The organism is Mucilaginibacter sp. P1_D10, assembly GCF_056406215.1.
In genome coordinates, this window is the sequence record NZ_JBFUAP010000004.1 from 1 (window position 1) to 22,411 (window position 22,411).

At 46.5% G+C, this 22,411-nt stretch carries 23 protein-coding genes; 10 read left to right on the forward strand and 13 right to left on the reverse strand.

The features are described 5' to 3' along the window. The first annotated feature begins 370 nt into the window (after positions 1 to 370). Positions 371 to 790 carry a VOC family protein gene (locus AC1DYT_RS06750; protein WP_477468872.1) on the forward strand — a complete coding sequence of 140 codons (420 nt, stop codon included), beginning with the start codon at positions 371 to 373 and terminating at the stop codon, positions 788 to 790. Between the two features lie 65 nt (positions 791 to 855). On the opposite strand, the gene AC1DYT_RS06755 is transcribed toward AC1DYT_RS06750, so the two are convergent. From AC1DYT_RS06755 to AC1DYT_RS06770, 4 genes are all read right to left on the reverse strand, one after another. Continuing rightward, entirely contained in the window at positions 856 to 1,383 is a 528-nt protein-coding gene (locus tag AC1DYT_RS06755) for a 5' nucleotidase, NT5C type (protein WP_477468873.1), read from the reverse strand. A 67-nt stretch (positions 1,384 to 1,450) separates the two neighbouring features. Then, a complete protein-coding gene (locus AC1DYT_RS06760; protein WP_477468874.1) occupies positions 1,451 to 2,158 on the reverse strand; it encodes a hypothetical protein in 708 nt (235 codons plus the stop codon). Positions 2,159 to 2,190: 32 nt separating this feature from the next. Beyond that, positions 2,191 to 2,943, reverse strand: coding sequence for a hypothetical protein (locus AC1DYT_RS06765; protein ID WP_477468875.1), 753 nt, complete (start codon positions 2,941 to 2,943; stop codon positions 2,191 to 2,193). Between the two features lie 164 nt (positions 2,944 to 3,107). Then, entirely contained in the window at positions 3,108 to 3,680 is a 573-nt protein-coding gene (locus tag AC1DYT_RS06770) for a hypothetical protein (RefSeq protein ID WP_477468876.1), read from the reverse strand. Between the two features lie 42 nt (positions 3,681 to 3,722). On the opposite strand from AC1DYT_RS06770, the gene AC1DYT_RS06775 reads away from it, so the two are divergent. Next, positions 3,723 to 4,727, forward strand: a complete 1,005-nt coding sequence (locus tag AC1DYT_RS06775) for a threonine aldolase family protein (protein WP_477468877.1) — start codon at positions 3,723 to 3,725, stop codon at positions 4,725 to 4,727. A 123-nt stretch (positions 4,728 to 4,850) separates the two neighbouring features. Beyond that, on the forward strand, positions 4,851 to 5,936 hold the full coding sequence (locus AC1DYT_RS06780) for a DNA topoisomerase IB (RefSeq protein ID WP_477468878.1): 1,086 nt from the start codon (positions 4,851 to 4,853) through the stop codon (positions 5,934 to 5,936). Positions 5,937 to 6,302: 366 nt separating this feature from the next. Here AC1DYT_RS06780 and ctlX read toward each other — a convergent pair whose 3' ends face one another. From ctlX to AC1DYT_RS06800, 4 genes are all read right to left on the reverse strand, one after another. After that, positions 6,303 to 7,217, reverse strand: coding sequence for a citrulline utilization hydrolase CtlX (gene ctlX / locus AC1DYT_RS06785; RefSeq protein WP_477468879.1), 915 nt, complete (start codon positions 7,215 to 7,217; stop codon positions 6,303 to 6,305). A 115-nt stretch (positions 7,218 to 7,332) separates the two neighbouring features. Beyond that, positions 7,333 to 7,539 carry a helix-turn-helix domain-containing protein gene (locus AC1DYT_RS06790; RefSeq protein ID WP_294944429.1) on the reverse strand — a complete coding sequence of 69 codons (207 nt, stop codon included), beginning with the start codon at positions 7,537 to 7,539 and terminating at the stop codon, positions 7,333 to 7,335. Next, entirely contained in the window at positions 7,539 to 8,156 is a 618-nt protein-coding gene (locus tag AC1DYT_RS06795) for a DUF2975 domain-containing protein (RefSeq protein ID WP_477468880.1), read from the reverse strand. Before AC1DYT_RS06795 ends, AC1DYT_RS06790 begins: the two co-directional genes overlap by 1 nt. Before the next feature lie 198 nt (positions 8,157 to 8,354). Then, positions 8,355 to 9,800: an arginine deiminase family protein gene (locus AC1DYT_RS06800; protein ID WP_477468881.1), complete on the reverse strand. Its 1,446-nt coding sequence runs from the start codon at positions 9,798 to 9,800 to the stop codon at positions 8,355 to 8,357. Positions 9,801 to 10,141: 341 nt separating this feature from the next. Here AC1DYT_RS06800 and argS point away from each other — a divergent pair, with 341 nt between their 5' ends. Then, entirely contained in the window at positions 10,142 to 11,911 is a 1,770-nt protein-coding gene (gene argS, locus AC1DYT_RS06805; protein ID WP_477468882.1) for an arginine--tRNA ligase, read from the forward strand. Positions 11,912 to 12,049: 138 nt separating this feature from the next. Here the strand turns inward: argS and AC1DYT_RS06810 are convergent, their stop codons facing one another. After that, positions 12,050 to 12,343 (reverse strand): hypothetical protein, encoded by a 294-nt coding sequence (locus AC1DYT_RS06810; protein ID WP_477468883.1) that lies wholly within the window; start codon positions 12,341 to 12,343, stop codon positions 12,050 to 12,052. A 209-nt stretch (positions 12,344 to 12,552) separates the two neighbouring features. Further along, positions 12,553 to 13,443: a 3-hydroxybutyryl-CoA dehydrogenase gene (locus AC1DYT_RS06815; RefSeq protein ID WP_477468884.1), complete on the reverse strand. Its 891-nt coding sequence runs from the start codon at positions 13,441 to 13,443 to the stop codon at positions 12,553 to 12,555. A 127-nt stretch (positions 13,444 to 13,570) separates the two neighbouring features. Here AC1DYT_RS06815 and AC1DYT_RS06820 point away from each other — a divergent pair, with 127 nt between their 5' ends. The 4 genes from AC1DYT_RS06820 to AC1DYT_RS06835 all read left to right on the forward strand — a co-directional run bounded on the left by AC1DYT_RS06820 (position 13,571) and on the right by AC1DYT_RS06835 (position 16,549). Beyond that, positions 13,571 to 14,236, forward strand: coding sequence for a hypothetical protein (locus AC1DYT_RS06820; protein ID WP_477468885.1), 666 nt, complete (start codon positions 13,571 to 13,573; stop codon positions 14,234 to 14,236). A 143-nt stretch (positions 14,237 to 14,379) separates the two neighbouring features. Next, entirely contained in the window at positions 14,380 to 15,057 is a 678-nt protein-coding gene (locus AC1DYT_RS06825; RefSeq protein WP_477468886.1) for a hypothetical protein, read from the forward strand. A gap of 17 nt (positions 15,058 to 15,074) precedes the next feature. Further along, positions 15,075 to 15,668 carry a Crp/Fnr family transcriptional regulator gene (locus tag AC1DYT_RS06830; RefSeq protein ID WP_477468887.1) on the forward strand — a complete coding sequence of 198 codons (594 nt, stop codon included), beginning with the start codon at positions 15,075 to 15,077 and terminating at the stop codon, positions 15,666 to 15,668. Positions 15,669 to 15,730: 62 nt separating this feature from the next. Then, a complete protein-coding gene (locus tag AC1DYT_RS06835) occupies positions 15,731 to 16,549 on the forward strand; it encodes a sterol desaturase family protein (protein WP_477468888.1) in 819 nt (272 codons plus the stop codon). Between the two features lie 57 nt (positions 16,550 to 16,606). Here AC1DYT_RS06835 and bioD read toward each other — a convergent pair whose 3' ends face one another. From bioD to AC1DYT_RS06850, 3 genes are all read right to left on the reverse strand, one after another. Next, positions 16,607 to 17,221: a dethiobiotin synthase gene (gene bioD, locus AC1DYT_RS06840; RefSeq protein ID WP_477468889.1), complete on the reverse strand. Its 615-nt coding sequence runs from the start codon at positions 17,219 to 17,221 to the stop codon at positions 16,607 to 16,609. Continuing rightward, a complete protein-coding gene (locus tag AC1DYT_RS06845) occupies positions 17,211 to 18,314 on the reverse strand; it encodes an aminotransferase class I/II-fold pyridoxal phosphate-dependent enzyme (protein ID WP_477468890.1) in 1,104 nt (367 codons plus the stop codon). Before AC1DYT_RS06845 ends, bioD begins: the two co-directional genes overlap by 11 nt. Positions 18,315 to 18,413: 99 nt before the next feature. Continuing rightward, positions 18,414 to 18,773 (reverse strand): Spy/CpxP family protein refolding chaperone, encoded by a 360-nt coding sequence (locus AC1DYT_RS06850; RefSeq protein WP_477468891.1) that lies wholly within the window; start codon positions 18,771 to 18,773, stop codon positions 18,414 to 18,416. 300 nt (positions 18,774 to 19,073) lie between these two features. Between AC1DYT_RS06850 and AC1DYT_RS06855 the strand changes: the two genes are divergently transcribed. Both AC1DYT_RS06855 and AC1DYT_RS06860 read left to right on the forward strand, forming a co-directional pair. Then, positions 19,074 to 21,122: a BatA domain-containing protein gene (locus tag AC1DYT_RS06855; protein ID WP_477468892.1), complete on the forward strand. Its 2,049-nt coding sequence runs from the start codon at positions 19,074 to 19,076 to the stop codon at positions 21,120 to 21,122. 27 nt (positions 21,123 to 21,149) lie between these two features. Then, positions 21,150 to 22,409, forward strand: coding sequence for a dihydroorotase (locus AC1DYT_RS06860; RefSeq protein ID WP_477468893.1), 1,260 nt, complete (start codon positions 21,150 to 21,152; stop codon positions 22,407 to 22,409). The last annotated feature ends 2 nt before the right edge of the window (positions 22,410 to 22,411 follow it).

Below are 22,411 nucleotides of genomic sequence, written 5' to 3' on the forward strand. Positions count from 1 at the left end.
AGAAGCAAAAAAAGAAAAACGTGTTAGGATGTGGACGTGTTAGGATGTGGACAACGCTCCGCGTTCCCCACATCCTAACACGGCAAACAAACAATAATAGTTTTATCTTTATAAAATACTGTCAACCTTTCTTAGGACAAGACAAACTCGAATTTTAAGGAATTAAAAGAATTTATAGAATTTAACCCGATAACGTTCGGTTTTGCAAATATTCTGTCCATTCAAATAATTCCTTAAAACGGCGTAGCCCTCTTGAGTGCCATTTTAAATCAATTAAACACGAAAAATTCGAGTTCAGACAAATTCCGCAATTTTCGATAACCCAATCTCGTCGTCTAACCGCATCTTTATCCCATAAACTAAAAACGACATGATTACCAAACTTAACCACGTGAGCATCTTCGTGCTCGACCAGGATAGCGCCTACGATTTTTATGTAAACAAACTGGGTTTTAAGGTACATACCGATGCCAGCATGGGTCCCGGCATGCGCTGGCTCACCGTTTGCCCGCCCGATCAACCCGATCTGGAAATTACCCTGATGGCCATAAGCGAGAGCATGATGTTCAAACAAGAGGCTGCTGCCCAAATGCGCGATCTGGTGAGCAAAGGCACCTTCGGTTTCGGCGTATTCGAATGCAACGATTTGCTGGCCACCTACGAAGAACTAAAAGCCAAAGGCGTGGAATTCACCAAAGTGCCCACCAAAGAGTTTTACGGATTTGAGGCGTTGTTTAAAGATGATTCGGGGAATTGGTTTTCGTTGGGGGAGAAAGCAAAACACGATTAAGGGATTTAAAGATTTAACACGATTTTGATTTGGGCCACAACAAATCCTGCTTAATCGCTAAATCCTTAAATCGTGTTAAGTATCGCCAGCACCTCATCCCAGTTATTCACCCGTTCGTGGTGGTTATAACTCACGTTGTGGAAGGCGTGAAACATGAGGGTTTTGCCTTTGAAGTTATCGAGGTTTTTGAGGTGGTCATCAATCATGTAATCGGTGTTGATGATGCTTTTATCGCCGCAGAAGATAATATTGCGCCAGCTGATGAAGGGGAAGTTGAGCCGTAGCCATTCGTGCTTTTCGGTAAGGCTCAGCGGAAACTCCATCGCCGCCGAAACGATATACACCTCGTAGGTATCCATCAGCTTTTGAACGGCTTCAACAGCGCCTTCCATTACAGGGGCGGTTAAAAAGAAACCCGGCGTAAAGGCAAATCTGCGTGCAGCACCAGCCTCGGGGAACAGGGTATCCTCGGTTTTGCCGGCGATATCATCTTTGGTGAAAAGCACGCCGTATTCGCGATGGTACAGGTTTAGAAAATGCTGGTCAACATCGGCAATAACGCCGTCCATATCTATCGCTATCGATTTTTTCATATTAGGTGGGGTAAGATTTGTCAACTTTTTAAAAGTTGACAAATCTGGTTGATCTATTCACCACTCACTACCTGTGGCTCGCCTTTACTTTGTTAAAATAATCAACCAGTTTGTCGATGTTGCGCAGCCCGAAATGCCCTGCGCGCAGCTGCTCCACCACCTCCGGCTCGTCGCCCATCACCTCGCTCATCACGTCTACAAAATTCTCTTCGGTAAGGTGCCGCATGTTGGCCGTATTAGTGCCGTAATAATAGCTTAGCTGCGATTTATCGCCTTTGCCGCCACCACCACCACCGCCAAGATTTATGCCCAGGCCGCCACCCAGGCCACCGCCGTAACCGCCGCCGCCCGTGCTAAGGCCCACGGTTGGCGAAAATGATACTTTTTTACCCGTACCGCTACCGCTGCCCGCGCCACGCGTGGCGTATATCCTGGTTTCTTCGTTCACCAATACGCGTACGAAATCAAGCTCCTTTTTTGCCCAGGTTTCGTTGCCGGGGGCGTGGGCCACCACGAAGCTATCCTTGCCCACCACGTAGGCCTGCAGATCGCTGGTGCTTAGTTTGTAGGGGGTAGATTTATCGGCATCCTTAAACTCTATGAAGCCCTCATTCTTGATGGGGCCGGTACCGGCAGGATTGGGGATGATGAATCCATCGTACCGAACGCCTTTTACATCTATAAAATAGCCGGGCTGCCATTTTTGGGCAAAAGCACTAAGGTTTGTTAAAAGAATAACTGCCGCGAGGGAAATATATTTTTTTAAAGAATACATTGTTAATTTTCTTGTTTTCCTAAAAAGCCGGGTTATAATTTCCCCTCGGCTTTTGTTTTGTAAAAATACGCAATAAGCTGTTCAATATTGTCCAGCCCGAAAGGATTGGCTTTAATATATTCAACAAGCTTCGGCTGTGCCTGCATTACAACTCTTATCATTTCTTGGAAATTCTCGTCGGTTACGTACTGCATTTCGTTTGGGCTGTTGCCGTAGTAATACCATTTGTTGTAACTGCTGCCACGGTTTGATGGGCCCGAAGATATAACCGCCGGATATACCGGTAACGTATAATTAGCTGCGCCTTTATATAAGCCATCTTTAGTAACCGTTGGGTTTTGGGCAATCGCGCTGTTCCTGTCGGCGGAGAGCCCTCCAATAATCAACCTTTCAGCAGTAGTGGTTTTGCGGGTATGGCCACTGCCTTTGTAGGTTGCAGGCTTGCCATCGGCCACTCGCAGGGCGTAAACTTTAACCTCTTCGTTCATTACCACGCGTACAAAATCGGTTGGGTTGCTGCTCCACTTGCCTTTGGCCGGTTGTTTAGCTACCACGAAACTATCCTTGCCGGCTACATACCACTGCACATCACGGGTGGTTAAAGGCATAACCTCTCCCTTTTCTGAGTCTTTAAATTCGATGTAACCCTCGCCCGGAAATGGGCCCTTACCTCCGGGGCATGGGCGGATGATGCCGTAATATTTAACACCGCTTACATCGGTATAATAACCGGGTTGCCATATTTGGGCATATAAGCTATTACACGATACAAGAAAAATCGCCAATGTTAATTTATATATTTTATTATTGCGCATTTCTTAGAAGTTGTTAATTTAAATTTCTCTATTTCAGCTAATTCCGGTAAATAAATCAGGTCGCCCACTATATAAGGTTATTAAAGTTAGTTGCGCTTTCACTACACTGTATCACGAATAAAGAAAGCAGATAATTATTTGGCATTGTTTAATAATCCTCTTTGCTTAGCCGTATCGTAAGCCAATAAAAGCTCCCCCATGAAATCATAACTATATCGTCCATCCTTAATTGCTTCCACGAAGAATTCGTTGCCAGCCAATATTTGGGTCATTACTTCGATAAAGTTTTTCCTGCTTATCTTCTTTATATCGTTTGGATTAGAGCCGTAAAAATAGCGTGGGGCGTATCCCGAGCTATAGCCGCCAAAGCCCGACGCGGATGTAACTTCTATTAAATTTATGTATAATTTAAGAGGGGTATTTATTGTAACCATTAACACCGGATATTTGCGCAAATCAGGGTTATGTGATATTACAAAGCTATCTGCTTTAATTACAAATGCTTTTAAATCTGTTGTCTTAATCTTTACTTTCCCTGCTGTATCAGTAGTCTTAAATTGGATATTATCGCCTTCGTTCCATTTAATAATGCCGCAAACTTTGCTGCTGTCTAAAAGATAATAACAACCGGGAGTCCATTTCCCTATTTGAGCATAGACCGAAAACGACAAACTTGAAATAAACAATAAGAGTAAAATTCTTCGCATAAGATTTAGATATTTGAACCAAATATAATGGATTTTTAACTTATGATGACTGTTGATTTACGCAGCGATACCGTAACCAAACCTACCCCAGGTATGCTCGAAGCGATGTGGAGCGCCAAAGTGGGCGATGATGTATTAGGCGAGGACGAAACCGTAAACGCGCTGGAGGAAAAAGCCGCTGCCATGTTTGGGATGGAGGCAGCCATCTTTTGCCCAAGCGGCACCATGACCAACCAGATCGCCATAAAATGCTTTACCCAACCGCTTGACGAACTGATTGCCGACCAAACCGCGCATGTGTACCGTTACGAGGGTGGGGGAATCGCCTTCAACTCGGGCGTATCTACGCGTTTGCTCAACGGCTACCGCGGCATACTTACGGCGGAGATGATTGCCCCCGAGATAAACGAAGATAACATCCACTACCCGCATACCAGCCTGGTGGTGCTGGAAAATACCGTGAACAAAGGCGGGGGGAGTTGCTATACCTTGCAGCACATTAAACCTATTGCGGAGCTATGCAAGGCCAAAGGCCTTAAGCTGCACCTGGATGGCGCGCGCATATTCAATGCGTTGGCGCATACAGGCGATAAGGCGCTTGATTACGGCACTTATTTCGATGGCATATCCGTATGCCTTTCGAAAGGATTGGGTGCCCCGGTAGGCTCCGTTTTACTGGCCGATAAGGCAACCATTAAATACGCCCGCCGCATACGCAAGGTATTAGGCGGGGGCATGCGCCAGGCCGGCTTTCTGGCTGCAGCCGGCATCTACGCGCTCGACCATCATGTAGAACGTTTGAAAATAGACCATAAACACGCGCAAATCATAGCAGAGGAATTGGCCAAAAAAGATTGGGTAACTAATGTACTGCCGGTGGAAACCAACCTGGTGCTGTTTGATACGCTTGAGCCTGCCGATGTTGTTTTAGCCCGACTTGAGGCCAAAGGCATCAAAGCAAACAGCACCGATACCCACCGCATCCGCTTTGTAACTCATTTGGATGTGCACCCCGAGCAGGTGGAATATGTTGTGAAGAGTTTGTAGGAGGAAGTCCGAAAGTCCGAAAGACGGTAAGCAAGGCGCAAGAAGGCCTTTTTATTCTTTCGGACTTTCCCGACTTCCTGACTGACAAAAAAACTTATTCAATAAAGGCTTGTTCTATACCCCATGAACCGCCTCCTAAAAAAACTCGAAAAAATTGGCCGAGATCCAAAGATTGCAGCAAAAGCCGTGGGCTTACGTTATGTATCAGATTCTACGCCGGGGTACACGCGCAAAAAATCGGGTAGAGGGTGGAGCTATCACGATACCGAAGGCGGTCTGGTGCGCGATAAGGAGCTGATCAACCGCTTTGCGCGATTAGTGATACCACCTGCTTATACAAACGTTTGGATATCGCCATACGAGAACGGTCACCTGCAGTTTACAGGCACTGATGCTGCCGGCCGCAAGCAATACCGTTACCATGCGTATTGGAATAAAATACGTAATCAATCTAAATATCACCGCATGCAAATGTTTGCGGCACATTTGCCCGCCATACGCCAAAGGGTAGACCAGGACCTGGCCCGCCGCAACCTCGACCACGAGAAGGTAGTAGCTTTGGTGGTTAGGCTAATGGAACTGACCAGCATAAGGGTAGGGAACGAATCTTACAAAAAGTTATACGGCTCTTTTGGCCTTACCACTTTAATGAATAAACATGTAAAGATTGAAGGCACACGCCTCAATTTTGAGTTTAAGGGTAAAAAAGGCGTTTTCCATAAAATAGCACTGCAAAGCAGGCGGCTGGCTAATTTGGTTAAGCAATGCCGCGATATACCGGGGCGCGAGCTGTTCCAATATTACGATGAAGACGGCAACCGGTGTGCAGTTGGCTCGGGCGATGTAAATAACTATCTTAAGAACATAACAGGCGAGGATTTTACCGCTAAGGATTTCCGCACCTGGGCGGGCAGCGTGAGTGCGTTATATGCCTTTAAACAAGCCGGCGAGTTTGACAACGTTACCGAGTGCCGCAAAAAAATACTAAGCGTGCTGGATGAGGTAGCCGTAAACCTGGGCAACACGCGCACGGTTTGCAAAAAATATTATGTGCACCCCACCGTGATAAAAAGCTACGAAGAGGGTACAATCTTTAAATACATCAGCGGGCTCGACGAGAAGCAGGACGTAAAATCGGCCGAGCTGAATATCGCTGAAAAGGCATTGATAAAATTGCTGGAGAATGAAAAGCTGGCCGAAGCAAGCTAATTACTGTTGTCCTCAATACCCTTTCTTGAATGTATAAGCCTCGAATTCCCAGTTGGCATTTTTGTAAAACTTGATACCATCCGCTATCGGTTTAGGGGCTTTTTTAGGAAGACCAAGTGTAAACCCTATGCAGGCTTGTAGCCTAAAGTGTTCCACTTTGAATGTGGGACACTGTTTTTTAAATAATCGTTGATTATCAAATAGTTGCATTTTTTTGCGGAACACTTTGGAACATCCCTGAGCTTTAGGTAAAGTACGCAATAGTCTTATTATTAATAAGTTAAATAAATGCTACAAGAATAAGTGGAACACTTTTTCTGCGGAAAGTGGAACACCTTTATGTAAGTAGTCCTGATAAAGTTGCGGTTATAGTTGCTCCAAATGTACCTCGGCCATCATGCATCTTGCGCTGCCGCCTCCGTTGGTTTCTATAGTGTTGATGTTCGCGTAAACCAATTTGCCAAATACAGACAGGGTATTGCGCTGCGCATCGGTTAAGGATTGATAAGCCGTTTGCGACATCACAATCAAAGTATCCCCACCCGCGTTCATCACCTCCAGCATATTGCCTGCGAATTTGTTCATCTGCTCAAAGGTGATTTCGATAACCTGTTTCCCTGTTGATTTTAGTGATTGAATAACTGCAAGCTTTTGGTACAGATCGGTAATGCTATCCAAACAAATTACCGCGAACTTGCTGCCTACGCACATCAATACGTTGGTATGGTAAATAGCCTTGCCTTGCTGGTCGAAGGCATCAAAGGTGACGGCTTTGTAGCCGGTGTAATCGCAAAAGGCTTTCAGTACTTCGGCATCGGTGCGGGGGGAAAGGCAGGCGTAAGCGATTTTATTCTCGCGATCTAACACCATGCTGCCGGTACCTTCCAGGAATTGGTTTTTGGCTTCGAAGCGGCTCAGGTCTATGATGTGTTTGGCAGCGAAACTATCTTCCAATTGGCCGATGATATCCTCGCGTCGCTCCAGGCGGCGGTTCACAGCCTGCATAGGGTACAGGAATATATCGCCGGTATCGTGGAAACTCACCCAGTTGTTCGGGAAGATGGAATCGGGGGTGTGCGGTTCGGGTGTATCTTCAATCACGGTTACATTGACTCCGTTTTCGCTCAGTACGCTTACAAAGCCGTCGAACTCCTGTTGTGCTTTTTGCTGCACGGCTTGCTGGTCGGCCTGTTTTATTTGGAAAGCGTTACTCTCCGCAGTTTGTGCGTTGAACCCGAAATTCACAGGGCGTATCATGAGGATGTTGTTGGTGGCTTGCATAGTTTTTTGTCTGAACTCGAATTCAACGAATTTAGTGAATTGTCAGAATTGAAAAGGAGATTCTTAATTCTGTAAATTATTAAAATTCGTTGAATTCGAGTTCAGACAATATTACTTAATCCGCCTTATAATCCAATATATCTCCCGGTTTGCAGTTCAATTCTCTGCAAATGGCTTCCAGCGTATCAAAGCGTACACCTTTTACCTTGCCGGTTTTGAGGAGCGAGAGGTTGGTCATGCTGATATCCAGCCGCTCGGCGAGCTCTTTTAGCGACATTTTGTTCTTCGCCATCTCCACGTCGAGGTTTACGATGATTGCCATTATACAAACTCTCCAATCTCTTTTTTAAGTTCGAACCCGTATTTGAAAATATCGGCCAGTATGTACAGCATGGCACCTAATATTAGCCCGGTAAAGCTTTGTTCCCACACCATATTCATCAGGTTCATCTCTTTTACATTGGTTTTTAGAATTACTGCCGTGCTGATGCCCAATAATATACTGAGGACTGTAGTAAGCGAAAAACACAATGCCGTTATTTTAAGCCGGCGCACATTCTCGTAAGTAAAAGGCGCGTTTTGCCCGATAGTACCAAAAAATTTCCGCAACTGGTAAATGATGCTCATCACCAAACCTTCAAATGCGAAGAGGAAAAAATAAGCCGCTGTTACGTGACTAAAATTGTTGATCAAACGCATTCTTATGGTTGCCTGGTCGGGCGTAAGGGTGATGTTGCTAACATCGGGCGTAAGTGCCGTTAACGGGCCAGCTTTGGTTATCTGCGGGTATTTCACCGGGTTGCTAAACTCCGTATAATGATCGGTGCTAATCTTCCAGGTGAGTGCGCAAAAGGCAAATACCGCAAGTACCATATTGCCGTACCAAAATATGGTTAAAATAACTCTTACAGTTTTTAAAAGCCAGGATGTAGTTTTCATGTTTGTATTGATTTAATAATGCAAACATACAAGTAATATTCATAAAACAAAGAATATTTTATGTAAAACATAAAATATTCTTTGTTTTATTGTCTGAACTCGAATTAAACGAATTTTAAGAATTGACAGAAGCTTTTAAGGTAGGCCAAATTAATTCTGTAAATTCTTTTAATTCCATAAAATTCGAGTTCAGACAGTTCAGACAACCCCATCCCTTTGCAGCGGCATGCTCATGCAATGGAAGCCGCCGCGGGCGCGGGATAGCTCGGCGGAAGGCATCAGGATCAGTGTATCTGTCATGCTTTGTGGGTCCAGTTCGTCGTCCTCGAATTTCTGTAATAGTTCCTGCACTTTGATCACCGCAAAACCGCTTTGCTTAAAGGCTTCTACGGTTTTGTCGTTACGGTCGTAGCCTAAAACCACGCCTTCTTTAAGGGCCAGCAGGTTGCAGCTGTCGGTCCATTGTTCGCGGGCATCGTAAGGGAACACATCGTTGCCCGAGTAGATGAAGCGCGTGGGTTCTTCACTATGCAAATCTTTCTGGCTGATGTTATCCAGCAGCGCCTCCAGCGTGGCAAATGTCTTTGGTTTTTTTCCCTTGCGAAACTGTACGAGCTCGGGCTTATCTTTGTTTTTTTTGTCGGCAAACCAGCCAACTGCATCAGCATCTTCCTGTAAGGTTTCGGTGATGGTGAGCGAGCGCAGCAACACCCAAACATTGCGCTTCACCTGGGTGAAAACGGTATCGATGTGCATGTAATCCCGCTTGTGCGGTATTTTTACAATGGTGACTTTTTCTACCACATCGTTATCGAACAATAGTTTAATTGCTTCGTTGGCACCGCTAACAGATGTGCGTTCGCTCCAGCCAATCAGCAGGTGGTTGGGGGCAACCATCATTACATCGCCACCTTCCAGGGTGGTTTTGCTTTCTTGCTCCTCGCCGGGGCGAAGGAAGTGCTGCACGGTATCGGGTATCTCCAAAATGTTATTTCGATAGCCTTCGAACAAAGGGTGATTGAAGAATATATAGCGTGCCAACAGGGTTTCGCGGGCACGGGCCTTTTTAGCTGGCTTGTTCAACAGCATGTGGTTGTTGATGGCGATGCCGATATCCCTGGTAAATATCATGTTGGGTATAGGGGCGAAAATCATCTGATCGTCCGTCAGCGAGCCGGATATGAATATCTTGGCCAGCTCTACAGGTTCTATATCTATCAACTGCAGTTGCAGGCGGTAGGTACAGCCCTCTATGGCGCAAACCGCTGCCACGAGTTTTTTACGGATATCTTTTTGCTCCAGGATGTCGCTTAGCAGGGTTTGTATCTCCACCACTTTGGCAGAGTTATGGAAACCTGCGTTATCGGGCTTGAAAAAATCGCGTTTATTCTCCTGGTTATCTATATCGGCCAGTTTGCCTTTTATTTTGGCAGGGTCCAGGAAGTACATCAGCAGCTTGATGTAGTAATCGTACTCGCCGCTGCGCATGGTATCCAGGTGTACAATGTCCTCAAAAAGCCAGTCCTGCGCTTTTGAGGGCACCACTTTGCCCAGGCCGCTATCGGGGCTATGGACCAATAAAACGCGTAGGTTGCCAATTTCGGAAGTTACATCGAGCTTGAAGTCGTCGGTATTTAAAATCATAGAAGGCTGTAAGAGAAACAAAGCTATTAATTTAAGTTGATGGTTCATAGATGAGGAAATAGCGGGTAACTTTGCAGCGTGGTTATTTTACCGCAAAGGCCACAAAGAATTAGCGCGTCGGTGAGCGCAAAGGACGCAAAGGGCTTTGCAAACTGGTTAAAGAATCAAAAGAATAGATTATAAAAAAGCTTAACTTCATTGCGTTAGTTATCTTGTTCCACTTAAAATGAAAAAGCAGGACAGGCTTTGCGGTTCTTTGCGTTTTTTTTCTTTGCGTCCTTTGTGGTAAAATCGCAACCATCCCAATCAAAATCCTCCCCATTTATTGCTAATTTTGCCCGATGGATTTTATTATCGAGGCTGTTGTTAAGGCCATAAAAGAATTATACCAAACCGATATCGCTGCTAAGGATATCAATTTACAGGAAACACGTAAAGAATTTGAGGGCCAGGTAACGCTGGTTACCTTCCCATATACCAAGCTTTCGCGCAAAGGCCCAGAGCAAACCGGCGGCGAAATTGGCGAATACCTACAAAATAACGTTCCCGAAATTTCTGCCTTTAACGTTATCAAAGGCTTTTTAAATATTTCTTTTGCCGATAGCTTTTGGCTGGGTAAGCTGCATGATGAAATATTGGCTGATGATTTTGCCGTAGCCAAACCCAACGGTAAAAAGGTGATGGTGGAGTATTCCTCGCCAAATACCAATAAGCCGTTGCATTTAGGGCACATCCGCAACAACCTCTTAGGGTTCTCGGTAGCGCAGATACTGGATGCTGCGGGTTACGAGGTAATCAAAACCAACCTAGTGAACGACAGGGGTATCCACATCTGCAAAAGCATGCTGGCCTGGCGCGAGTTCGGCGAGGGCGAAACGCCCGAAAGCTCAGGACTGAAAGGTGACCACCTTGCAGGCAAATACTATGTTTGGTTCGATAAAGCCTACAAGCAACAGATACTGGAGCTGGTAGAAGAGGGCCAAACGGAAGAGGAGGCCAAAAAGAACGCCCCGCTGATAAAAGAAGCCCAACTAATGCTCCAAAAGTGGGAAGCAGGCGATGAGGCTACCATTAACCTGTGGAAAACCATGAACGGTTGGGTTTACGCAGGCTTCGCCGAAACTTATAAAACTCTTGGCGTTGAGTTTGATAAGTACTATTACGAAAGCAATACCTACTTATTAGGCAAAGATATTATCGAAGAAGGACTTGCAAAAGGTGTTTTCTTCAGGAAAGATGATGGCTCTGTTTGGATAGACCTTACTGCCGACGGTCTCGACCAGAAACTGGTGCTCCGCGCTGACGGTACATCGGTGTATATCACGCAGGACTTAGGCACCGCGCAGCTCAAATATGGCGACTACAAAATGGATGAATCCATCTACGTAGTAGGCAACGAGCAGGATTATCACTTTAAAGTGCTGTTCCTCATTCTGCAAAAGCTGGGAAAAAGCTGGGCAACAGGTTTATACCATTTAAGCTACGGGATGGTGGATCTGCCATCGGGCAAGATGAAATCGCGCGAGGGTACGGTAGTAGATGCCGACGACCTGATGGCCGATATGTTTAACACCGCCGCCGAAACCACCGAAGCCATGGGCAAGGTAGATGGCTTTAGCGAAGAGGATAAAAACAAATTGTACCGCACAATCGGTATGGGCGCGCTAAAATATTTCCTGCTGAAAGTGGACCCAAAGAAACGCCTGCTTTTCGACCCGAACGAGTCGGTAGATTTTCAGGGGCATACCGGGCCTTTTATACAATACACGCATGCCCGTATCAAATCGGTATTGAGCAAGGCGAATTACTCGCCGCAAACCAGCGCAACAGATGCTAAGGTATTGGGCGGCGTAGAACGTGACCTGATTGTACTGCTCAGCAAATTCCCCGAAACGATTGCCGAAGCCGCCGCAGGCCACAGCCCGGCACTGGTAGCCAATTACATTTACGAACTGGCCAAGCTTTACAATAAATTCTATCACGAAAGCCCCATTATGCAAGCTGAAAGCGAAAGCTTAAAGCAATTCAGGCTACAACTGTCGGCTGCCTCTGCGAAGGTCATCAGCAAGGGGATGGGATTGTTGGGAATTGATGTGCCGGAGAGGATGTAGGTAAGATAGAATCAAGAATTAAGAGACAAGAATTAAGACGGAATAAAAAATTAAGACGGAATAAAAATATGCAAAGCCCTTTGACGAAAAACAAAGGGCTTTGTCTTGTCTCTTGATTCTTGCCTCTTGATTCTTTCCTTACCTCCAGTGCCCTCTGCGCCAAACGTAGCCACGGTTGGTATGTACCCAGGCGCCTTCTACGTAAACACGGGTGGCACGCGGGCGGGCGTAGTAGCCATTGCGGTAAACGTAACGGTGGCCGCGCCAAACCCATTCGCCGGGTACCCAATAAGCATTTGCATAGGGTGCTGAAGGCCTCACGTAAACCGGTTCGGTAGGTTGGTCTGTAACATAACCCTCGCTTGCGCACGATGACAGGAACACCGAGCCTGCTAAGGCACAAATTATTCCCAATTTTGATATTGTTTTCATCTGTAGAATGTATTAAAGTAGTATAGACAGATGAAAATGGGAAAGGTTTAGCCCCCCAGCCCCAAGCGGCGAACCCCCTCCGCCCCCTGAAGGGGGAACTTCACCACTACGTCATTGAGGTACGAAGCAATCCTCGGCACAAAGGTCGGACTTGCATGGCGGCTCTGCTTGCCGAGGGTTGCCGCGCTTCGCTCGCAATGACGAGGAAGTTATTTTATAAATTTATTCGCTATCACCAGATCCTTACTCCCCGCCGTGTACTGATAAAATCCTGCGCCCGATTTTACGCCAAGCTGCCCGGCCATTACCATATTCACCAATAAAGGGCAGGGGGCATACTTAGGGTTGCCAAAGCCTTTGTGCAATACGTTGAGTATGGCCAGGCACACATCCAGCCCAATAAAATCGGCCAGTTGCAGGGGCCCCATAGGGTGTGCCATGCCCAGTTTCATTACGGTGTCAATTTCGGCAACGCCCGCTACGCCTTCGTACAAGGTGTAAATGACCTCGTTTATCATTGGCATCAAAATGCGGTTAGCCACAAAGCCGGGATAATCATTCACTTCCACCGGCGATTTGCCTAAACGGGTGGATAGCTGCATAATGGTATTAGTCACTTCATCGGTAGTGGAGTAGCCGCGTATCACCTCTACCAGTTTCATCACGGGCACCGGGTTCATAAAGTGCATGCCTATTACCTTATCGGGCCGGTTGGTTGCGGCAGCTATTTCCGTAATAGAAATAGAAGAAGTATTGGATGCTAGTATCGCCTCGGGTTTGCACAGGTCGCTGAGCTCCTTAAAAAGCTTTAGTTTAATTTCCCGGTTTTCGGTGGCGGCCTCTACAACCAAATCGGCATCGGAAGCTCCCTCGTAAGCGTCGGTATATGTCTTTATATTGGCAAGGGTCGCCGCTTTGGTATCCTCATCTATGGTTCCTTTTTTTACTTGCCTGTCCAGGTTGGCGGCAATAGTTTGCAAAGCCTTTTCCAGGGCTTCGTTGCTGATATCCACCAGCGATACCTTGAAACCATTTTGCGCAAAGGTATGGGCAATGCCGTTACCCATAGTGCCCGAGCCTATTACAGTAATATTTTTCATGTCAGGTATGCATTATGATTGCAGGGGCTATATTAAGCAATATTTCAATTTGATTGATAGTTAATAATTGCATAATTTAACCGTTTCGCATACAAGCCCTGGCACCCACCACATTCATTAAAAACCTATGAAAACGCTGAGAATCCTATCCGCTTCTTTTTGTTTACTGGCATTGGCATCAACCGTAAAAGCACAATTTAAGCTTTATACCGATTACAAACCGGTTAAGTTGATAGATTACACTAATATGGAGGGCACGCCCTATTTGTATGAGGACTGGCAAACCGGCAATGTTACCCTCACCAATGGCGTAAGCAACAAAGAGCCGATGATGCTTAAATTGAACATGGTGAACGATGTGGTTTCTTTTAAGGATAAGGAAACCGGGCAGGAGCTGGAATTTGTTGAGCCTGTGCAGGAGTTTTCGCTTAATGTAGGCACGTCTACACGGCATTTCAAAAGCGGTTTCAAAAATATCGATGGTATAGCGCCCACGGCTTTCCTGGAGGTATTGAGCGATGGCAAAGCGCAATTGCTTAAAAGGAACAACAAAATCGTATTCGAACAACAACCCATCGGCTCGGCAACGAAAGAACGCACCTTCATCGAAAAAACAAAGTACTACCTCGTTATCGATGGAAAAGCAACGGTTGTAAAAACCGATAAAAAGTCGGTGCTGGCCGCACTTGGCGATAGACATGACCAACTGGAAGAATATATCAAAACCAACAAAGTAAACTTTAAGGATGACGCACAATTAGGCAAATTGGTTGATTACTATAACTCGCTATAAGGGGTATTGCTATGCCTGTTGGCCATAATTGTGGCTGCGGGGCAGCATTATGTAATAAATCAGTTTGATTTACAGTTAATGTTGAGTAACTTAACACCTGTACAGCATTTGCATCCGGATGCTTCCGCTTAATACTATCTGAAATGAAAAACTTCAAACATTTCGCAACAGCGCTTTTCCTTTTAGCCGCTATAAATAATGCCAGTGCCCAGTTTGCGCACCAACGCGATTATAAGCCCATCCTTACGCAGGATTACACCAACATAGAGGGTTCGGCCTATTTGTATGATACCTGGCAACCCGGCGATGTTAAGCTGGTAAACGGCCAAAGCAGTAAAGAGCGCATGCAACTGAAGTACAATGTGGTAGATGATGTGGTATCGTTCAAGGATAAAGAATCGGGCGAGGAAATGGTTTTTATATTACCTGTACAGGAATTTACGCTTAGCCTCACCGACAACGACGAGCTGTTTACCCGCCATTTCAGGTCCGGGTATAAGGGTATCGAAGGTGCCACGCCCGCTAACTTCTTCGAGGTGCTTAGCAATGGTAAAATACAGCTTATCAAACGGTTCAATAAAGTAATTATGGAAAGCCAGCTCATAGGCTCAGCATCAAAAACCAGGAATTTTATTGAAAAAACAAAATACTACCTGGTAAATAATGGCAAAGCATTGCCCGTTAAAAACGACAAGAAAGCTTTCCTGGCTGCGTTTGGCGATAAACAATCGCAAATAGAAGATTATATCAAAACCAACAAGGTGAACTTTAAAAGCGATACCCAACTGGGTAAACTGGTAGATTATTACAACACCCTGTAAAGCGCCGGTAAACAACAATGCTGGATGCCGAAGAAATAAACTTTTACCTTTCCACTTTCAAAGGGCTCAACCCCAAGGATATCTACGATATATTCAAGCTGGCAAATAAACGCAAGCTGGCCGCAGGCGATATCTATATTGCTGAGGGGGCTACCCATCAAAAACTGGCTTACATACGCAAGGGGCTGATCCGTGCTTATTATTTAAAAGAAAACGGCGACGAGTTTACGCTGCTGCTGCAGTGGGAGGGCAAATTCATCGCCTCGCACGATGCCATCATCCATCAGAGGCCCTCTCGTTTCATTTACCAGGCGCTGGAGGATACCGTACTAATGGAGGTTGACTATGAAAAGGCATTACCTGTATTGAACAACAACCCCAGGCTATCATCAACCCAGGCATCTTTTTTGCGCGGTATGCTAGCCGAATCTATGGCGCGGGTAGAATCTTTCATCCTGCTATCGGCAGAAGAACGTTATCAGCAACTCGTTCGCGAGAAGCCCGACATCGTAAACCGCGTGCCCGATAAATACCTGGCCACCTTGCTGGGTATCACCCCGGTGTCCTTAAGCCGCATTCGCAAACGTATTTCGCAGCAAGGAAAGCATTAATTATCTTTTGTTAATTTTTTGCTGCGTAGCCTGCGCTAACTTTGGGTTATTGATATATAGATATGGAAAAGATATTGCAACCCATCATTACCATTTTCAGCATAACAGCTATCCGTTATTTTGTGCTGGCAGGCATACCTTTCCTGGTGTTTTATAAGCTGATAGCTAAATGGTACGCAAAAGGCAAGATTCAGGCCCGTGCGGCAAGCACCGCCGATTTTAAGCGCGAAATATTGCACTCTGTACAAACCTCCGCCGTGTTTGCGGTGATAGCCTATATTATCCTGTTTACGCCGCTGCGTAAATACACGCAACTTTACGATTCTTTTACCGATTTCCCGTTATGGTACCTACCGGTGAGCTTAGTGCTAAGCCTGGTGATACACGATACGTATTTTTACTGGATGCACCGCCTGCTTCACCATAAAAGCTTGTTTAAATACGCGCATGTAACCCACCACCAAAGCACCAATCCCTCGCCATGGGCATCTTACTCGTTCCATTTTATCGAAGCATGGACTGAGGGTGCCGTACTTTTGGTCATCGTGCTGGTGATGCCAATACATCCCGTAGTGGTAGTGTGGTTCACTATAGTGGGTTTCGTAATAAACGTTTACGGGCATCTGGGGTACGAGGTAGCGCCCAAATGGCTGCGGGGCTCGTTCCTGTTCCAGATTGTCAATACATCCGTGTATCATAACATACATCACAGTAAGTTCAGGGGCAATTATGGATTGTACTTTAGGGTGTGGGACCGCCTGATGGGCACGGAGCACCCGGATTACGTAAAAGATTACGATCGCCTGCAAGCCAGTCGCTTCGGGAAGAAACAGGCTCAAAAAGAAAAAAATGTCGAACACCCCGTATTGAATTTCGAATAATGACAACTTTTACTTCATTATTCGAAATTGGACATTCGGCGTTCGACATTCTTCTTCCTAAAAATCGAGGTACCCACCAGCCTCAGCAACGCTTAGTGGGTTGATATCGGGCAAAATAGGTATCCGGCCTAAAAGGGGTATGCCGGTGTAAGTCAGGATATACTCTTCGGATGACACATCGGCATTGCCATTAAAAATAATGCCTTTGATCGTTATTCCTCGTTGTTGCAGCATCGCTACAGATAACAGCGTATGGTTAATGCTCCCCAGATAGTTTTGCGATACCAATATCGCTTCCGCATCAAGTTGCTTTATTAAATCGATTATCAAAAAATGGTCGTTCAGCGGCACCATGAGTCCGCCTGCGCCTTCAATAACCAATAAATTATCGGTAACAGGAGCGATGATGGATTTCTCATTGATGCTAATACCATCCAGCTTTGCCGATTTATGGGGCGAGTAAGGCTGCGTAAGCCGGTAAGACTCGGGGTGGAAAACGGTTTGTTGGTTAGATACCAGGTTCTTTACCAACATGGTATCGGTGCTGTGCAAATCGCCGGACTGGATTGGTTTCCAGTAATCGGCCTTTAGTTTTTCTACCACAATGGCAGCTACCAGCGTTTTGCCAATGCCGGTGCCAATACCGGTGATGAATAGAGGTTTATCCGGCATGCGTTATCCTGTTTAGGGTTGATGTCAAAAGGGTCATTTCATCTACGGTATTGAATGCGTGCAGGCAAATACGGATGCGTTCTGCACCTGCGGCTACTGTAGGGCTTAAAATAGGGCGTACGTCCAAGCCTGCGTTTTGCAGTTCCAGGGCTGCCTGCCTCGCATTTTCGTTACTGTTTAAAACCACGCATTGGATAGCGCTGTCGCTCGCCAATAGCGGGAACCGGGTGTTGGGTATGATGTTTTCTTTGAACAAAGCGATGTTTTGATGGAGTGAGGCTATTTCGTTACCCGCATCCGCCAATAATTCGTAAGCCATTTTTACCGATGCCAACTGGTGGAACGATGCCGCCGTGGTGTAGATGAACGAACGGGAGAAATTTATCAGATATTCCCTCAGCATATTACTGCCAAGCACTATTGCTCCGTGGCAACCTAACGCCTTGCCAAAAGTTACTATGCGGGCAAAAACGCGGCGCTGCAGCCCCATTTCTGCTATCAGCCCGGCAGGGTAGAGGCCAACGGCATGCGCTTCGTCTACGATTAAATTCGCTCCGTAAAGTTCAGTTAGTTGCAATATCTCCATTATGGGAGGGGTATCGCCATCCATGGAGTAAACGCTTTCGATTACCACATAGCAATTGCCTTTGGACTGCTTTAGTTTGGCCTCCAGGCTCTCTAAATCATTATGGCGAAAGGTGTACCGATTGGCATGGCTCAACCTTGCACCGTCGATAATGGAAGCATGTATCAGTTCGTCGTGGATGATGGTATCGCCTTTCTGCGGCATTGAGGAGAACAGCCCTATGTTGGCATCATAGCCTGAATTGAACAATAGACCAGCTTCAGCCTGGTGAAATTGGGCAATATGTTGTTCCAGCTCTTCGGCATACCTTAAATTACCGGATAGCAGCCGCGAGCCCGTAGAGCCATTTAAACTATCAGGGTAGCGGGCAATTTCTTCTGCGATACGCTGTTTTAGCGTAGGCGACCGGGCAAACCCAAGGTAATCGTTGCTGCAAAAATCTATCAGATTATTCTCCGGCTTTAGTGTCCGCAAAATGCCGGAAGCCTTCCGCTCGCCTAGTCTCATCCTGATAAATTCTTCTGCCGCTTTCAAATCGTGCTTTAATTTGCGTCAAAAATAAAAAAAGCGGCTCATCGCCGCTTCCTTATTTTTCCTGTTAGGGAATTATTTCTGTGGTGGGGCACCGCCGCCGCCATTTTGCATGCGTGCACGCCTATCGTCTATTTCTTTCTGCCATGCAGCAGCCTGTTCGGCTGTCAATAAAGCTTTAACTTTATCGTTGGTGGCCTGCATTACCGGGCGCATCGCCGACCTATCGGCACCTGCATTGCGCAGGCTATCTACTTGCTTGGTTTGCGCCTCAAACAAAACGGTGATTTTGGCCACCTGGTCGTCGGTTAATTTTAACGATTCTTTCATCGCCTTAACCCTATCTGCAGCGCTCATCCTCATACCACCGCCCTGTGCACGGCTTACCGTTGCTATCCCGATAACGAAACAGCAAATCAACATGATCTTTTTCATTTTTGAATATTTAGTTTTTAATTGATGTTTTGATAAAGATACTAACCAATAGTTTAAACGAAATGCTTGTAACTTAATTGTTGCCGTTTATGAGGCATGGTGTCGAACTTGTTACAAAAAGGGGGGAGGAGGTTGGAAAGTTGAAAAGTTTGAACGTTGAAAAGTTAAAATGTTCTTCGATGCGGTGAGGAAATCTTTCTTCATCTGTATCCCGAATATTCGGGACACATCCGCATATCTATCTTGCGCTCCATCCAATTTATTTTTGCAGATTTGTAGTACATCCAATCTGTAGCATACATGCACTTTTTGTATCCGGCTTTCCTGTTTGCGCTGTCAACCCTGGCTATACCTGTAGTAGTGCACCTGTTCAATTTCAGGCGGTACAAAAAGATGTACTTCAGCAATGTGCAGTTCCTTAAAGAAGTTCAGGAGCAGCAGGCTTCGCGCCGTAATATTAAGGAGCGGCTGATATTGGCCGCTCGAATGCTGGCCCTGGCCTTTTTGGTTTTTGCTTTCGCGAGGCCATTTATCCCAGGCAAGGATGCTGCTGATGCAGGCAAACAGCAGCTGGTGAGCATTTTCGTAGATAACTCTTACTCCATGCAAACCCTCAACCGCGAAGGCAGCCTTTTGGATGAAGCCAAGCAAAAAGCCAAGCAGATAGCCTCCGCGTATTCGGTGAACGACCGCTTCCAGCTACTGAGCCAGGATTTTGAGGGCCGCCACCAACGCCTGCTCAACCGCGACGAATTTAACGATGCTGTAGATGCCCTCAGGATAAGCGCGCAAAGCCGTAGCCTGAACCAAATAATTGCCCGGCAGCAAAGCCTGCTGGATACGCAGCCCGGCGCGTTGAAGCGATTGTATATCATCTCCGATTTCCAGAAGAATATGGCGGGCAGTGCAGATAAGGCAAATAAAGATATAGCAGTAAGTCTTATTCAGCTAAAAGCCAACGAATTGCCTAATGTGGCGGTAGATTCGGTATGGTTGCTCAATGCTACGCACCGCCCAGGCGAAAGTGAGAAGCTGGTGGTAAGATTAAAGAACTATGCCGGCAAAACCGCCGAGAAGATACCCCTGAAGCTTTTGATAAACGGCGAGCAAAAATCATTGGGCAGCTTTACGGTTGCAGCCAATACTTCCCAAACCGATACCCTCACCTTTTCGGGATTACAGGCAGGTTGGCAACGCGGCGAGATACAACTACAGGACAACCCCATCACTTTCGATAATAGCTTTTATTTCAGCTTCAATGTAAACAGTAAACTGAAGGTGCTACTGGTAGACGGGGGCAAGCCAAACAAGTACCTCAACGCTGTTTTCGGCGCGGATGCTTTTTTTGCGGCAACCCGCACGCAGGATGGAAATGTAGATTATGCATCGCTTAGCACTTACCCCCTTATCGTGATGAGCGACATCGACGATGTATCTACAGGCCTGGCGCAACAATTGAAAGCCTATGTAAATAAAGGTGGCACGCTGATGGTGTTTCCGTCTATTGAAACAAGGATAGCCAGCTACCAGGCCTTTTTACAGCCGATGGGCGCAGCTTACCCCGGCAAAACGATTACCGAAGCAACAAAGGTTTCCAATTTAAACCTGCAAAGCGAGGTGTTTAAAAACATCTTTGAGTCCTTCCCGCAAAACCCGGATCTGCCGCAGGTAAAAAAGTATTACGCTTTGAGCGGAGCTACTAAATCAGCCGAAAGCCTGATGAAACTGCAAACGGGCCAGTCGCTTTGGGAAGGTTACAGTTTGGGCAAGGGCAAGCTATATCTCTCTGCCGTTGCGCTTAACGAAGATTTTAGCAATTTGCCCCTGCACGCTTTGTTCGTACCCACTGTATTCAGGATAGCTTTGCTAAGCGGGCACGACCAGCCGCTGTCATACACCCTCGGCAGCAACCAGGCCATAGAAACGGTGCAGCTGCAGGCTACCGAAAAGCAGCAGGTAAAATTGGTGAAGGGCAGCGAATCCGTTATTCCCGATGTACGGCAGCAGGAGGGGAGCACCATGCTTTACCTGCCGGGTCAGCTTAGCCAAACCGGTATATATGAGCTGAAAAAGCAGGACAGCACCGCAGCCGTACTGGCTTTTAACGATAACCGAAATGAATCTGACCTCAGGTACCTCAGCCCTGGCCAACTGGCCAATTTATTCCCGCAAAAGGGCACCGTTACCGATGGCGAAAAATTTAACGTAAACAATATCAACACTGCCGAAAATTCGGGCCTGCAATTATGGAAACTTTGTATAATTTTGGCTTTGATATTTCTGGCCGTCGAAACATTGCTCATCAGGTTCTATAAAACCGGTTCGGGCATTGTGCAGCAGGCCGGATAATCATAAAACCCACCATAAACAGCGATAATGAATTTGCTTATCAAATCTGCCACTGTTGTCCATCCCGATTCTCCGTTTCATAACCAGGTTGCCGATATTTTAATTAAAGATGGCCTCATCAACCAGATAGCTGCTTCCATCGCCACCAACGATATCGAAACGATAGATGCTACCGGCAAATACCTCGCGCCCGGCTTCTTCGACTTAAATTGCAACGTGGGCGAACTGGGCCTCGAAACCAAGGAGGACCTGCAAACAGGCACCGCCGCCGCCGCAGCGGGCGGCTTTACCGGCATAGCGTTGATGCCCAATACGCACCCACCTGTACACTCCAAAGCCGAGGTGGAGTACCTGCTTAACCGTGCTAAAGGTAACCTGGTGGATATCTATCCCCTGGGTACCATCTCCAACAAAAGGGAGGGGAAAGACCTTTCGGAAATGTACGATATGTTCAAGAGCGGCGCAAGGGCCTTTACCGATGGCAACCGCCCCGTGCAGGATGCCGGCCTGATGGAACGTGCGTTGCTATATGTGCAAGGCTTCGGCGCTAAAGTATTTTCTTATGCCGAGGATGCATTTATAGCCGGCAAGGCCAAAATGAATGAGGGCGTGGTAAGCACCATGCTGGGCATGAAAGGTCTGCCATCGCTGGCCGAAGAGCTGATGATAGCCAGGGATATTTACCTGGCCGAAGACTCGGGTACGGATATCCATTTTACCACCATATCAACAGCTCGTTCGGTAGAGCTTATCCGCGAAGCCAAGAAACGTGGCCTTAAGGTAACCTGCGATACCGCCATCCACAACATCGTACTGACGGACGAGGCCCTGATGGGTTTCGATAGCTTGTATAAAGTAAAACCACCCCTGCGCACCCAGGCCGATGTGGATGCGCTGATAGCCGGGCTTAAAGATGGCACTATAGATGCTTTGGTAACGCAGCACACCCCGCACGAGATAGAGTTTAAGGATGTGGAGTTCGAGGTGGCAGAATATGGCATCATCGGCCTGCAAACCGCCTTTTCGCTCGCGGTTAAAGCCGGTCTGCCTATTGAGCTTATCGTACAGAAACTGGCCATCAATCCGCGGAAAATATTGAACTTAGACGTGCCGACTTTTGCTGAAGGGCAACCCGCCAACCTGGTTTTGCTGGATGCCGAAGCCGAATGGGAGTATACCCGAGCCAGCAACCTTTCTAAAAGCTACAACTCGCCCTTCCTGGGGCAGAACTTAAAAGGAAAAGTTTTGTTAACCTGTAATAATCACCAAATAATTAACTCTAATTAACC

Coding starts and splice junctions, on each gene's coding strand:
- AC1DYT_RS06770 (WP_477468876.1), bottom strand. CDS start 3,680: ATGCGAAGAATTTTACTCTTATTGTTTATTTCAAGTTTGTCGTTTTCG.
- AC1DYT_RS06795 (WP_477468880.1), bottom strand. CDS start 8,156: ATGAAAACTACATCCTGGCTTTTAAAAACTGTAAGAGTTATTTTAACC.
- AC1DYT_RS06755 (WP_477468873.1), bottom strand. CDS start 1,383: ATGAAAAAATCGATAGCGATAGATATGGACGGCGTTATTGCCGATGTT.
- AC1DYT_RS06835 (WP_477468888.1), top strand. CDS start 15,731: ATGGAAAAGATATTGCAACCCATCATTACCATTTTCAGCATAACAGCT.
- AC1DYT_RS06780 (WP_477468878.1), top strand. CDS start 4,851: ATGAACCGCCTCCTAAAAAAACTCGAAAAAATTGGCCGAGATCCAAAG.
- AC1DYT_RS06775 (WP_477468877.1), top strand. CDS start 3,723: ATGATGACTGTTGATTTACGCAGCGATACCGTAACCAAACCTACCCCA.
- AC1DYT_RS06815 (WP_477468884.1), bottom strand. CDS start 13,443: ATGAAAAATATTACTGTAATAGGCTCGGGCACTATGGGTAACGGCATT.
- bioD (WP_477468889.1), bottom strand. CDS start 17,221: ATGCCGGATAAACCTCTATTCATCACCGGTATTGGCACCGGCATTGGC.
- AC1DYT_RS06750 (WP_477468872.1), top strand. CDS start 371: ATGATTACCAAACTTAACCACGTGAGCATCTTCGTGCTCGACCAGGAT.
- AC1DYT_RS06810 (WP_477468883.1), bottom strand. CDS start 12,343: ATGAAAACAATATCAAAATTGGGAATAATTTGTGCCTTAGCAGGCTCG.
- AC1DYT_RS06825 (WP_477468886.1), top strand. CDS start 14,380: ATGAAAAACTTCAAACATTTCGCAACAGCGCTTTTCCTTTTAGCCGCT.
- AC1DYT_RS06820 (WP_477468885.1), top strand. CDS start 13,571: ATGAAAACGCTGAGAATCCTATCCGCTTCTTTTTGTTTACTGGCATTG.
- AC1DYT_RS06850 (WP_477468891.1), bottom strand. CDS start 18,773: ATGAAAAAGATCATGTTGATTTGCTGTTTCGTTATCGGGATAGCAACG.
- argS (WP_477468882.1), top strand. CDS start 10,142: ATGGATTTTATTATCGAGGCTGTTGTTAAGGCCATAAAAGAATTATAC.
- AC1DYT_RS06790 (WP_294944429.1), bottom strand. CDS start 7,539: ATGGCAATCATCGTAAACCTCGACGTGGAGATGGCGAAGAACAAAATG.
- AC1DYT_RS06845 (WP_477468890.1), bottom strand. CDS start 18,314: ATGAGACTAGGCGAGCGGAAGGCTTCCGGCATTTTGCGGACACTAAAG.
- AC1DYT_RS06800 (WP_477468881.1), bottom strand. CDS start 9,800: ATGATTTTAAATACCGACGACTTCAAGCTCGATGTAACTTCCGAAATT.
- AC1DYT_RS06760 (WP_477468874.1), bottom strand. CDS start 2,158: ATGTATTCTTTAAAAAAATATATTTCCCTCGCGGCAGTTATTCTTTTA.
- AC1DYT_RS06860 (WP_477468893.1), top strand. CDS start 21,150: ATGAATTTGCTTATCAAATCTGCCACTGTTGTCCATCCCGATTCTCCG.
- AC1DYT_RS06830 (WP_477468887.1), top strand. CDS start 15,075: ATGCTGGATGCCGAAGAAATAAACTTTTACCTTTCCACTTTCAAAGGG.
- ctlX (WP_477468879.1), bottom strand. CDS start 7,217: ATGCAAGCCACCAACAACATCCTCATGATACGCCCTGTGAATTTCGGG.
- AC1DYT_RS06855 (WP_477468892.1), top strand. CDS start 19,074: ATGCACTTTTTGTATCCGGCTTTCCTGTTTGCGCTGTCAACCCTGGCT.